The following is an 11884-nucleotide window of genomic DNA, read 5'->3' as shown; positions in this document are numbered from 1 at the left end:
TCATGACAGTAGGTCCTCTCAATCAGGGCTTACACAGACCATTGAACACGCCCGGCTCCCGCCGTCGTCGGGAAGTCCCTGAGGAGGCTGTAAGCGGGCGCGGCACTTGGGCGCCTCCGGCTTGTATGGGTGGAGGTTAGGGATCGGGGCTGCGATGTCGGCGGTCGTCCACGGGCCGGCAAGTACATCGTCAGGTCGGCGAGGTCATCCTCGCGCGTGGACGTCCTCGAGAGCCGGACGGCATCGTAGGCGCCCCACCAAGCCTCGTAAGCGGCTAGCCAGCATCCTCAAACAACCGCACCACCCCTGACCGGAAGCGCCCCTACACGGCCGCGCTTCGCAATACCACCGGCATGTCGATTCACGACTCCGCATGCAACCCCAATCGCAAGTCAACCTGCTCTCGAAGCCGACTCCCAAAGGACTCGTGCGCACTAGAGACGTCCGGATAACCCCTCAGCGCGCGACGATACCGACGGACCCCACAGCCAATGTTGGTCCGGTACCCAAACCTTATCGACCGACCTCAGCACGTAAGATCAACCGACCTCAGCGGCTCAGTGAGCCACGGGCACATCCAGGGGCATGCCCGAGTCGGGGGCGAAGTCCATGGGACTCGGTTCCACATCCGCCCGCACCGCCGCCGCACCGAGGGCCGCGATCTGGGCGCCGTTGTCCGTGCAGTACTTCAGCGGCGGCAGCCGCAAGTTAATGCCGGCTTCCTCACAGCGTTGCGCCGCCAGGGCCCGCAGCCGCGAGTTGGCTGAGAACCCACCACCGATCACCAGAGTGTCACAACCGGTATCCCGGCAGGCCTGCACCGCCTTGGCAGTCAGCGAGTCGTTGACCGCCTCGGAGAAGGCGGCGCACACATCGGCGGCGGGCACCTCCTGCTCGGCCTCCGCCAGGGACTCCACGTAGCGGGCGACCGCCGTCTTCAGACCGGAGAATGAGAAGTCGTAGCGGTGGCGCTCCCGATCCTTGGCGGCGGCCAGGCCGCGCGGGAAGCGGATCGCCTCCACATCCCCCGCTTGGGCCAGGCGGTCCACGTGCGGGCCACCCGGATAGGGCAGGCCGAGCAGTCGGCCGACCTTGTCGAAAGCCTCTCCGGCGGCGTCGTCGAGGGTACCGCCGAGTTCGACGACGTCGGTGGCCAGGTCGCGGATGTCCAGCAGGCTGGAGTGGCCGCCGGAGACGATCAACCCGATGAAGTGCTCTGGCACCGGACCGTCGATGAGCTCATCGACGGCGATGTGCCCGACCACGTGGTTGACCCCGTATATCGGCTTGCCCAGCGACGCCGCCAGAGCCTTGGCCGCGCTAACGCCCACAGTCAGGGAGCCGATCAGCCCCGGGCCTGCACTGACGGCGATTGCGTCGACGTCTTTAAGGTCGACTCCAGCCCGTTCCAGAGCCTCATCCAGAGTGGGCAGGAAGGACTCCAGGTGGGCGCGTGAGGCGATCTCGGGGATTATGCCACCGAAGCGGGCGTACTCGTCCATGGAGGTGGCCACCACGTCGCCGAGCAGCTCGTGCCCGCGCACCAGGGCGACGCCGGTCTCGTCGCAGGTGGACTCGATACCGAGGATCAGTGCTTCACTCACGGCGTCCAAGCGTAGCCGCCCGGCCGTCCCGGCGGATTGCCGGGACGGGGCACCCCACTACGGCTCCACTCTCATACGAGCCGCCAGCCGGCGGCACGGGTGCGGTAGTTCCAGAAGTCCTGGTAGGGGCCGGGGGCGTCCACCAGATCGGCGTGGGTACCGCGCTGGGCCACCTGCCCGGCTTCGTTCAGGACGATCACCTGGTCGGCGGCGGCGATAGTCTCCAGTTTGTGGGCGATCACGATCAGGGCGGAGTTGCGCCGCAGCTCCTGCATGGCGGCCACGATATGTACCTCGTTCTCCGCATCCAGGGCACTGGTGGCCTCGTCCAGCAACACGATGGGTGCTTGTTTGAGCAGGGCGCGGGCGATGGACACCCGCTGCCGCTCCCCACCAGACAGGGCCTGCCCGCCCTCACCGACGCGCGTGTCCCAGCCGTCGGGCAGCCGGTCCACGATCTCGGTGACCCCGGCCAGGTCCGCCGCCCACCGCACCCGATCAGTACCGGCCTCGGGGTCTCCGATGCGGATATTGGCCTCCAGGGTGTCATCGAATAGGTATACGTCCTGGAAGACCATGGAGATCTGCCCCATGAGCTGAGATACCGGCATGTCTCGTACGTCGGTGCCGCCCACGCGCACGGTGCCGGCGTCCACGTCCCAGAAGCGGGCAACCAGACGGGCGATGGTGGTCTTCCCACTGCCGGAGGGACCTACCACCGCGCACATGGAGCGGGCGGGCACGTGCATATTGACTCCACGCAGCACCGGCGTGCCGGCCCGGTAGGCGAAGTGGACGTCGTCGAGTTCGACGGCACCGGGCTCTGGCTCCGTGGCGGTGGTGACCGGCTCCGGCAGCGGGGGCACGTCCATGACGGCGTCTAGATGGTCCATCATCTGACGCCGCTCCTCAATACCGGCGGTGGTGGCACCGATGGATTCCAGCATGGTGGTGAATCGCAGGCAGATGCCGATGGTGACGACCGTCTGCAGCGGGTCCAAGGCCCCGGAGACGGACAGGGCCGCCGACAGGGCGATCATGGCCACGACGATCACCTGGACCAGGACTCCATTGACCATGTTGCCGGCGGTCTCCCACCACAGGCCGCGGCGGGAGGTGCGGGCCACGACGTCGAAGGCATCGGCCAACTGACGGTAGTCGGTACTCGCGTGGCAGGAACGCAACGCCCCCTGGCAGCGTGCGAACTCCACTATGCGGGCGGCGAGCTCGCGTTCAGCGGGCTCTGAGAGGGCCTTGCCGTGGTCGATCAGACGGCGGGAGACCCGCAGGAACACCGCCAGCAGCGGCGCCGCGCAGGTCAGCAGCAGCCCCAACCGCCAGTCCCAGGCCCAGGAGCCCAGCCAGATGACCACGCACCCGGCCACCGTGGTGCTCAGCGAATTCAGGAAGTGGGCCACCGACTCGGACAGCGACATCATCTCCCGGGAGACGGCGCGGGACATGACGCCGGCGGAATCGGCGGTGAACCAACTCAGGGGCACGCGGGCAACCTGGTCGCCGATGGCGTAGTGGACGTCGTGCTGGAAGCCGAGTGCGCCCGTCATGCCGATGCGCTGGCTGAAGTAGTCGGCTACGGCGCAGGCGACGGCGAGGACGGCGAGCATGATCAGCCAGGCGCCGAAGCCCAGTCCCCAACTGTTTCGGCCGGTCGCCAGCGCCACTGAGGCCGGGAGCAGGAACAATAGCGCCAGGCCCGAGAACACGCCGCTGAGGACTCCGATTCCTATGCCGCCGACGACCTGCCGCCAGGCGACAGGCCCCATGAGGCGTCGGTAGCGCGCCATCAGGGAGCGGGAGGCAGATGAAGATGAAGCCGCTAAAGCCGGGGCGCCCGAAGCCGCCCGGTTCACGACGGGGTTCATAGCCGAACTCGTGGTGTCAGTCATGGCTATTCTCCTCGGAGTCGACGTCGACGCCGCCCTGACGCAGCAGCGCCCGGTAGTGGGGTTCGGTCAGCAGTTCGTCGTGAGTGCCGGCAGCCACGATGCGGCCGCGGTCCATGACCACGATGCGGTGGGCGCCGCGGACAGCTGCGGGCCGGTGGGCGATCACCAGTACCGTACGGCCCTTGACCAGCTCCGCCAGGGCCTGCTGAATCTCGGCCTCGGACTCGGGGTCGGCCATGGCGGTGGCCTCGTCGAGCAGGATTACCGGGGTGTCGCACAGGACCGCCCGGGCGATGGCGATGCGTTGGGCCTGCCCGCCGGACAGGGCCGTGTCCCGGCCGACGACGGTGTCATAGCCGCTGGGAAGCGTCATGATGAAGTCGTCTATCTGGGCGACGCGGGCGGCGGCACGCACCTGCTCCAAGTCCGCGCCTGGGCGGCCGAGGGCGATGTTGTCGCGGATAGGGGCGTCGAGCAGCTGAGGATCCTGGAGCACGAAGGAGACCGTGTCGTACAGGGTCTGCTCATCCATGTCGCGCAGGTCCACCCCGCCGATGCGCACGGTGCCGGCGTCGGGGTCGGCGAAGCGGGCGATCAGGGTCGCCAGCGTCGATTTGCCGGAGCCGGAGGGGCCCAGCAGGGCGGTGACGGTGCCGGGCTCCAGGGTGAGGCAGGCGTCGTCGACGGCGAGGGTCCGCCCGTAGGAGTAGGACACGTGCTCGATCTCCACCCGGGCGCCGTCCGGGCGGCGCGGGTGGACGGCGGCGGGCAGGGTGGGGGCGTCGAGTATGTCGCACAGGCGCAGCGCGGCCGCCCCGGCCTGCTGGTAGGACCAGGAGACGGAGGCGATGGTGACCATGGCGCCGGGCAGCACCAGGGCGATCAGTGTGGTGGTGAGCATCTGCGGCAGCGTGACCAGACCGGCGCGCAGCAGCAGGCTCCCGCCGCCCAGGTTGACCAGCAGCAGCACCGGGATGGACACCCAGGTGATGGACAGGCAGCTGATGTTCATCATCGACATGGCCCAGACGCGGTAGAACGTGGAGAATTCGTCACCGGCGCGCAGGTAGGCCGCATGGGCGCGGCCTACCTGCCCGAAGGCCTTGACCACCCCGATGCCGGCCACGAACTCCACCATGGCGGAGGAGATGTTCTCCAGGCGGCGGTCCATCTCCACGGTCTTCTCATTCATGCCGCGCATGGACAGGGAGTAGGTGGCGAAGAACAGCGGGATGGTGCCGATGCTCAGCAGTCCCAGCCGCCAGTCGATCCAGAAGGCGCAGGCCAGGAGCGCCGCCGGGGTGACCACCGCGTTGAGGCGCTCCACCGGCCCGTGGGCGATGACGGTGTGAACGGTGGTGGTGTCGTCCTGCACCGCCTTGCGCAGCCGGCCGGAGGTGGAGGCGGTGAACCAGCTCAGGGGCGTACGGGTCAGCCGGGCCACGATGTCGCGGCGCAGCCGGTCACGCAGAGCGAGGTCGGCGAAGTGGGTGATGAGCAGGGCCAGGAAGTACAGCAGCAGGCGGGTGGAGTAGGCGCCGATCAGCACCGTCACCGTGGCGCGCACGCGCTCCGGGTCGGGGGCAGAGCCCGCCTCGTGGGCCGCCAGCAGGATGTCACCCAACTGTACGAGCGCCACATACGGGGCGATGGAAAGCAGCCCGGAAACAACTACGAGCACCTGCCCGAGGCGCAGCCGGGAGCGCACCGGCGCACCGAGGCGTTTAACGGCCGCCTGCCCGGCGACGGCGCGAGCCCGGTCGTCGCCGGAGTCGGCGTTGCGGCCACCCCGGCCGGCGCCCTGGTCACGCGGATCGGTATCGGTCGGCGGCCTAGAGACGGGCGGAGAGGACGCCTCCGACGACCGGGCCGGTGATGCGCTCATCGTCGTGGTATGTGCAGCGGGCATGTCTCACACTCCAATCACGAATGGTTTTCTCTATTTGCTGAGCGTGACCTTAGTTGGCATCGGAGCGGCGGGCAAGGGCCGTACGCAAAACGGTCCGAGGCGCTCACCACGCCTCCCCTCACCGCCGAAGCGACAGACCGCGTAAGGTCAGACACATGACTCGTCTTGGCAATCCCACCGGGCCCAAGCCGGGGTTTGCACGCCGGGACGTGGTGGATGCGGCACTCGATATCGGCATTGACCGGTTCACCCTCTCCGACGTGGCCCAGCGGCTGGGGGTGGCGACCTCGGCGCTGTACCGCACGATCAGCTCGCGCGAGGATCTGCTGCGCGCCTGCCTGGAGCGGATTGCGCGAGACATCGATTTCTCCGATCTTTCCGGCCCCTGGCACAGGGTGGCGCGTGACTACGCCGAACGCCTGTGGGCGCTGTTGGAAGCCCATCCGGGCCTGGCCGGCGTGCTGCTGTCAACCTCCTGGGCCTACCAGTTCTTCGCCCGCCCCATTACGCAAGCGCGGCACGCATTCGCGCAGGGCGGCCTGCGCTCCGACGACGCCGTCCTGGCCCTGGACTTCATCGCCGACACGGTCATCAGCGTGCACTTGCAGACCGAAGTGGCCCGCGCCCCCTCCGGCGAGGCTCCGAGGACCTCACCCAAGGGGGCGAATGGCGACGACCGAGGAGGCCCGCGTACCCCGAGCGGTCTGGAGGAGGCCCGCAGGCGCTATGAGGAGGACGGGCGCGCGGCGCAGCTTCCCGCCGCGTTGGCCCCTTCCGCCAGCTGGCTCGACCGCGGCTGGCTGGACCGCAAGATCGAGGTCATCATCCGCGGCATCGCCAGTAATGCCGCGCAGCCGACGAGCAGCGAGTAGCCAAAGGCCGGTCCGGCTGCCTATGCCGCCGTGGCTCAGTGGCTCAATAGTGGCTGACGACGGTGGTTCCGGTCTCGGCCCAGTCGTAGTACCAACGGGCCTCGTCTTCCGGGAGGTTGATGCAGCCGTGCGAGCCGGCGTCGGCTCCGACACCGAAGTGTTTGGCCCACGGGGCGGAGTGGATGGCGTAGTTGCCGTGCCAGTAGGTCACCCAGGCGACGTCCTTCTGGCAGTAGGACCAGCCGGCGGTGCAGCCCAGGTCCTGCTTCGCGTAGCTCAGGTACACCTCGTAGGTGCCAGTGATGGTCTCGTTACCCGGGCCGCCGTGGTTCATGAGGACTGGACCGTGCACCTGCTCGTAGCCCTTGTAGGCGGTGATGGTGGAATCCGTGAGGTTGATGTCCACCCACTTCTCGTCAGCGCGCGCGGCGTAGGCGAAGCGGTCGGTGCCGGATGAGACGACTCGCTGTTCGACGCCGGCCTCCACCTCCCGGGTGATCAACTCGCCGGCGTAGGGCTTATGAGATTCCAGGGCGGTGATGATCCCGTCTGTGACCGCCTCGCGATTGGTGACTTCCAGGCCCGCCTGAGCCGGCCGAGCGGGTTCGAGCCGGTTTCCTTCGGCGTCGACGTTGTCGATGGCGCTGATTGGGTCCACTTCGGCGGAGGCGGCGACCCGGTCGACCCATGCGGCCACGCTCTCCCGTAGCAGCACGGGCACTAGTTCACCATTGACGACGGTGGTACCCACCCAGGACGCACGGGTGGCGGCATCGGCCTTCATGGTCTCCCCCGCGCCGGTGAGTGTCACCTCGGGGGTTATCAGGGTGTTGGCCGCCGTAGCCGCCTGCTGGGCGGCCATGTCGGAGACCGCCGGCGCGATGTCCTCAAGCGGAAGCTCAGCACTCTGGGAGGTCACGGTGTATGCGGCGGTCTGGACCAGTTCGGACAAGGAGTCCCGATCCACGCCCCGTCCCGGGGAACCGACCGCGACTTCGAAAGCATCGCCGTCGGCGGTGGGCCGGATGGAGGCGCTGACGGCCGGGGCGCCGACCCGGGCGTCGATGCGTTCGGCGAAGGCGGCCACAGCATCGGCATCGACGGTTGCGGCAGCCTCGGCCCCCGCGGCCGAGTCAGTTTCGGAGGCGGCCGACTCCGTCGGATCGACACCGTCAACCAGGGCGTCAGCCAGCGCCGTGGCGTTTATACGCCCGCCGGCCTGCCCCAGCGGAGTCTCCACGGTCTGCCCGGCGACGGTGATGGAAACTTTGACGATCTCAGCCTGCTCGGCGATGGTGGTGGCGACCTCGGCGCGGCTCATACCGGCCACACTCAGCCCACCAATGCTCGCCCCGTCCGGAGCGAGATCCGCGGCGTAGGCGGCACGCCCGCTCAGGCCCGCTAGCGGAGCCGCCAGGACGAGCGCGAGCAGCGCCGACAGCAGTCGCCGGCGACCGAGTCCGCCGGCGGCGTGTCTGGGCGTGTGTGCGGCGAGTGCGCGTCGCAACTGCAGGAACCTCTTCACCATACCTCCGGCCAAGAAAGTGTAACGGACCGTCGCGGGGAGAAGGTAACGATACAGTCGTCACCTGCGGGAGACCATCGGCAGCCGCTGTGGCACACGCCGCCGGGAAGCGCGAGCTGTCGGTGCCAACATGGCGCTTGAGATGGGGTGTCAAGCCCCGGGTTTTGTGGAGGGTGTTTTATCTGGCGCCGGCGGTCGCCGGCTGGGGTTGGTTGATGGTCGTCTGCTCGCCGACGTCCTCGGCGTCGGCGTTGTCGATGGTGTCGGTGTCGTCTGGTGGGGTGTAGGCCTGCTCGTGCTGGACGGGGGCGTGCATGCCTATGGCGGAGTGAGGCCGAGTGTTGTTGAACCAGTGCACCCACTCAGCGGTAGCGAACACGGGCATCGTCGATGCCCTGCCAGGGCCCGTGGGACTCGAGGTAGTGGCGGCCCAAGGATGAGCTCGGCTTTGTGCAGGGAGTTGAGGGCCTGGGCCAGAGCGAAGCCGAAAGGAGGTCGCCCTTGGAGCCCACCGAGGCGACCGCGTCGCAGTCGGAGGGGGCCTGCCCGCACTCGGATGGCCCGGTACAGCGGCCCCGCGGCCGCGTGTGGTGAATCAGCCCCTTCAGGTCCGCGCCCTCGCGCCTGCGCTGCCAGATACCCATCCTCAGGGCGCCCCTGGGCCAGGTCGGCGTCACGGGCTCGTTGACGTCTGCCAGCCGATGATCCGACGCGAGTAGACGTCGGCGGGCGAAGGCGACGTACACCCAGCCCGACAGGGTGCGCACATAGGTGGGGTTACCTCCCACGTAGTGGGGAATGTCCGCCACCCACAGCTCGTTGGGCCTGAAAGCCGAGAAGTGCCTCCTGACCAGGTCCGCCGGGCACTGCTCCTTAGGAGCCGACCGGGTCGTCCTGGGCGACTTCGCACGACGAATGCCGTGCAGGCCCATGTGGAGTGCTGGGTGTTTTTTGGACTGTTGGTTGTTGTGTGTTTGTCAGGCCGCTTTCGGGGCGGCATCCTGTAGTTCGCGTTCGAACTGGTTGGGTGTGCGGTACCCGATCGACGAGTGCAAACGCCTTTGTGGATTCGATATCAGTTCGCGTCTCATCTGAACAACGTGTCTGCATAGATTCACGCTGGGTTCATTCGCTCGCATAGTGTCCTCACTATCTCCAGGGTTATCTTTTGGTGACGGTTGTTGCGGCGCACCACATCATAGCGATGCTGATAATCATCTGCAATATCGTTATTATGACCGGGACGATGAACGGAATAGCTTCAGGGATGAGTTCTTGAACGACAAATAACACCGCCGAATCAAAACCCATGGCCCCCATAATCAGTACGGGCCGAGCGGACGCAGACTGTATCTGGTACCAGTCCGCGTCCGAGCGATAGGCTTGGGGTGTGCGTACACCAACAAGTGAGTTAGGCTTAAGGCTGCCTTTTCTCATTTTCAGTCCGACAACTGTGCTCAGAACCCCGATAATTACCATTAGACACGCGAGCACAATGCTTGAAACGAGGTCTGTCATGGTCCACCTTCAGGAAGTCACGCTTCAGGGCACTGGTTAGCAGTTTACGCCTCGGCGTGCTCAGGATCAAGTGTTCGACGAGACTCGTTACAGGTGCCCGCGAAAGAGGCTCGGTGCCTCATCCGAGTACTGCCCGTGAAAGTCGCGGATCGTGGTGGGTATGTGGTGGTGGGTTGCCTGTTGCAGGCCAGGGTCGAGATCACCAGCAAGTAGTACGCGGGCGCGTATGCCAAGGCGCCCCGAGGGGGACAAGGGGAAGGGGTGCCGTGGCGAGGTGTGCGCGGTGACCGGATGGAGCCGGGAGGGTGCCAGGCGGCGCCTGAGGGCGGTTGCCAAGCGCCCTGCGGGAGCCGGCAGGCCCAAGCTCGAGACCAGGGCGGGCATAGCACTCGCTGCGACGCCTTTGAAGGCCCCCTGCAGCGCGTGAGAGGCGGACCGGCGGCGAGGGGAGTTGCGGCAAATACCGATGCGTGTCCATGCCGCTGCCGCCTGGGGCCTGCCGGTTGGGGCGAGGGCGAGTTCGCGGGGCGGTCAGGGCCGATACAGTCAGGAGGTCCGGCGTGAGCCGGGCGTCCATATGAGCGCGACAGGCCATCGACCGTTATTGGAGTGCTGGGTGTTTTTTGGACTGTTGGTTGTTGTGTGTTTGTCAGGCCGCTTTCGGGGCGGGGGCCTGCTGTAGTTCGCGTTCGAACTGGTTGGGGGTGCGGTACCCGATCGACGAGTGCAAACGCCTTTGATTATAGGTCAATACGGGTCCATGCCGCCACATCCCGTATCGCCTTGCTCCGGGTGGGATAAACCATACGATGCACACGCTCATTCTTGAGTGTCGCACCCATGGACTCCGCCCACGCATTATCCCAACACACCCCGGTCCGCCCCACCGACGGAACAATCCCATAGTGCTTGAGGTGGTCGGCGAAGGCCTGGGACGTGTACTGGCTGCCCCGATCGGAATGAAACACCGTCACCCCACGGACCGGCTTACAGTTCCGGGCCGCCATGCGGGTCGCCTCACAGACTAGGTCGGTGCGCATATGATCCGCCAACGCATAGCCGACGACCTTCTTCGTACAGCAATCCAGGACCGTCGCGAGGTAGACGAACCCCGCCCAGGTGGGACTGTAGGTGGGGGTACCTCCCACGAAGTGGGGGAATGTCCCCAACCCACTTGATCCCAGGAGCATCGGCGGTGAAGTCGCGGCGCACCAGGTCCGGGCGCCCGTCCAGGTCCTCGGCCGGAACCGTGGTGCACACCTTCCGGCGCGGCCGCGCCGCTTTCAGGCCGAGCTCACGCATGATCGACCTGACCGTGTCCGCATCCGCGGGCACGCCCTGCCAGTCCAATGTGGCAGCGATACGCCTATACCCGTAGGTGCCGTCAGACTCGTTAAAGACCTTCTGGATATGCGCCGCCAACTCCCTACGTCGCACAGCGGTGGCGGACTCGGGCCTGCTGCGCCAGTTGTAGTAGCCGGACTTGGAGACCTTCGCTCACCAAGCGCATCCAGGCGATCGGGTAGTTGCCCCCTGCTCGCGACGGATCAGCTCATACCGGGTGGTCACGGCTGCACCGTTCGCGAAGAAGGCCGCCGCTTTTTTAAGAACTCGTTCTCCATCCTCGCCTTATACAGTTCGGCCTTCAGCTGGACGATTTCTTGCGCCTCGGACTCGTTTCTCTGTTCCTGGGCGTCAGCATGCCGCTTGCGGTACTTCGCGACCCAGTAACCGCACGGTCTGGGCCACCAGCCCCTAGGAGGCCGCAACCGACGCGATCGACCGGCCACCCTCCACCACCCCCGCGGGCCACCTGCTCACAACAGCTCCTCGGAATACTTCGCCTTAGTCATGTCCATCCATCCTAACTATCAAATCACGGGAAACGATAACCATCCCCCAAGTCCAAAAACCACCCCCAGTCCAATCAGCCAGCGCAGCAGCATGATCGTCTGGGTCCAGCTGGTGGCGGCCCGCTGCCAGGGGCGGACGTCGTGGCGGCGGCGGTGGGCGGTGATCCAGCGCGAGACGGTGCGGGCAGTGGCGTCAGGTACGTCGAGAGTGGCACGATAGGACACCCGCGCGGGGCCTCTTTCCGGGCTTGGTTATCTTGGTCGAAACACATGCTGCCGGAAGGTCCCGCGTGCACTCACCAACAACACACCCACCTAACCGCACCACCCCAACGATCCCCAGCCCCCACCCACAGCCCTGATGAGAAAGGCTCATCGCATGGTATGCCTCACCTCTCCACCGCAACTACGACATGCGTGATGGCATTGTCGATCGGCACGGCGGCTACCCGCGTGAACTGGCCCGAGAGATATACGACGCCGCGCAGCGGCTCTGAGCAGAACTGCTGCGCGGCGCGAGATGAAGCCTCGGGCGAGGCCCCGAAGCCATCAGGCGGTGGCCTTCTGCCCCTTCCACAGGGCGTGGCCGAGATCGCGGTTCAGCCGGGTGATGACCTCCAACGGCACCGACTTGGGGCACACGGCCGCGCACTCACCGATGTTGGTGCAGCCGCCGAAGCCCTCGGCGTCGTGCTG

The 11884-nt window shown here is 66.7% G+C and carries 9 protein-coding genes and 3 pseudogenes; 1 reads left to right on the top strand and 11 read right to left on the bottom strand.

Annotation, left to right across the window (positions count from 1 at the left end):
• Positions 1–557: 557 nt before the first annotated feature.
• The 3 genes from tsaD to Q4A20_RS15175 form a co-directional block, all read right to left on the bottom strand.
• A complete protein-coding gene (tsaD, locus tag Q4A20_RS13770) occupies positions 558–1604 on the bottom strand; it encodes a tRNA (adenosine(37)-N6)-threonylcarbamoyltransferase complex transferase subunit TsaD (RefSeq protein WP_303123825.1) in 1047 nt (348 codons plus the stop codon).
• 71 nt (positions 1605–1675) lie between these two features.
• Positions 1676–3511, bottom strand: coding sequence for an ABC transporter ATP-binding protein (locus tag Q4A20_RS15180; protein ID WP_368502488.1), 1836 nt, complete (start codon positions 3509–3511; stop codon positions 1676–1678).
• Positions 3504–5396 carry an ABC transporter ATP-binding protein gene (locus Q4A20_RS15175; protein WP_368502487.1) on the bottom strand — a complete coding sequence of 631 codons (1893 nt, stop codon included), beginning with the start codon at positions 5394–5396 and terminating at the stop codon, positions 3504–3506. Before Q4A20_RS15175 ends, Q4A20_RS15180 begins: the two co-directional genes overlap by 8 nt.
• A gap of 179 nt (positions 5397–5575) precedes the next feature.
• Between Q4A20_RS15175 and Q4A20_RS13760 the strand changes: the two genes are divergently transcribed.
• Positions 5576–6292, top strand: a complete 717-nt coding sequence (locus tag Q4A20_RS13760) for a TetR/AcrR family transcriptional regulator (RefSeq protein ID WP_303123823.1) — start codon at positions 5576–5578, stop codon at positions 6290–6292.
• 43 nt (positions 6293–6335) lie between these two features.
• Here the strand turns inward: Q4A20_RS13760 and Q4A20_RS13755 are convergent, their stop codons facing one another.
• The 8 genes and pseudogenes from Q4A20_RS13755 to Q4A20_RS13730 all read right to left on the bottom strand — a co-directional run.
• The gene (locus tag Q4A20_RS13755) at positions 6336–7820 is read right to left on the bottom strand and encodes a L,D-transpeptidase (protein WP_303123817.1); all 1485 of its coding nucleotides are present in this window, start codon (positions 7818–7820) and stop codon (positions 6336–6338) included.
• A gap of 175 nt (positions 7821–7995) precedes the next feature.
• Complete coding sequence (locus Q4A20_RS13750; RefSeq protein WP_303123815.1) at positions 7996–8133, bottom strand: hypothetical protein; 138 nt, start codon at positions 8131–8133, stop codon at positions 7996–7998.
• Positions 8134–8179: 46 nt separating this feature from the next.
• Positions 8180–8626, bottom strand: a complete 447-nt coding sequence (locus Q4A20_RS13745; protein ID WP_303123813.1) for a hypothetical protein — start codon at positions 8624–8626, stop codon at positions 8180–8182.
• Between the two features lie 352 nt (positions 8627–8978).
• Entirely contained in the window at positions 8979–9335 is a 357-nt protein-coding gene (locus Q4A20_RS13740; protein WP_303123812.1) for an SdpI family protein, read from the bottom strand.
• A gap of 740 nt (positions 9336–10075) precedes the next feature.
• The gene (locus tag Q4A20_RS15170) at positions 10076–10525 is read right to left on the bottom strand and encodes a DDE-type integrase/transposase/recombinase (protein ID WP_368502486.1); all 450 of its coding nucleotides are present in this window, start codon (positions 10523–10525) and stop codon (positions 10076–10078) included.
• Positions 10526–10607: 82 nt separating this feature from the next.
• Positions 10608–10772 (bottom strand): annotated as a pseudogene (locus tag Q4A20_RS15165) (IS3 family transposase); the annotation flags it as partial.
• Between the two features lie 494 nt (positions 10773–11266).
• A pseudogene (locus Q4A20_RS13735) lies at positions 11267–11413 on the bottom strand (IS5/IS1182 family transposase); the annotation flags it as partial.
• Positions 11414–11737: 324 nt separating this feature from the next.
• Positions 11738–11884 (bottom strand): annotated as a pseudogene (locus tag Q4A20_RS13730) (succinate dehydrogenase/fumarate reductase iron-sulfur subunit); the annotation flags it as partial.

This window comes from Actinomyces sp. (genome assembly GCF_030530635.1).
GTDB lineage: Bacteria > Actinomycetota > Actinomycetes > Actinomycetales > Actinomycetaceae > Actinomyces.
This window is presented reverse-complemented; position numbering and strand designations above follow the sequence as displayed.

Bases quoted from the DNA above. Each gene is read 5' to 3' on its own strand.
- Q4A20_RS15180 (WP_368502488.1), bottom strand. From the start codon at position 3,511: ATGACTGACACCACGAGTTCGGCTATGAACCCCGTCGTGAACCGGGCG.
- Q4A20_RS15175 (WP_368502487.1), bottom strand. From the start codon at position 5,396: ATGAGCGCATCACCGGCCCGGTCGTCGGAGGCGTCCTCTCCGCCCGTC.
- Q4A20_RS13760 (WP_303123823.1), top strand. From the start codon at position 5,576: ATGACTCGTCTTGGCAATCCCACCGGGCCCAAGCCGGGGTTTGCACGC.
- Q4A20_RS13755 (WP_303123817.1), bottom strand. From the start codon at position 7,820: ATGGTGAAGAGGTTCCTGCAGTTGCGACGCGCACTCGCCGCACACACG.
- Q4A20_RS13750 (WP_303123815.1), bottom strand. From the start codon at position 8,133: ATGCACGCCCCCGTCCAGCACGAGCAGGCCTACACCCCACCAGACGAC.
- Q4A20_RS13740 (WP_303123812.1), bottom strand. From the start codon at position 9,335: ATGACAGACCTCGTTTCAAGCATTGTGCTCGCGTGTCTAATGGTAATT.
- Q4A20_RS15170 (WP_368502486.1), bottom strand. From the start codon at position 10,525: ATGCTCCTGGGATCAAGTGGGTTGGGGACATTCCCCCACTTCGTGGGA.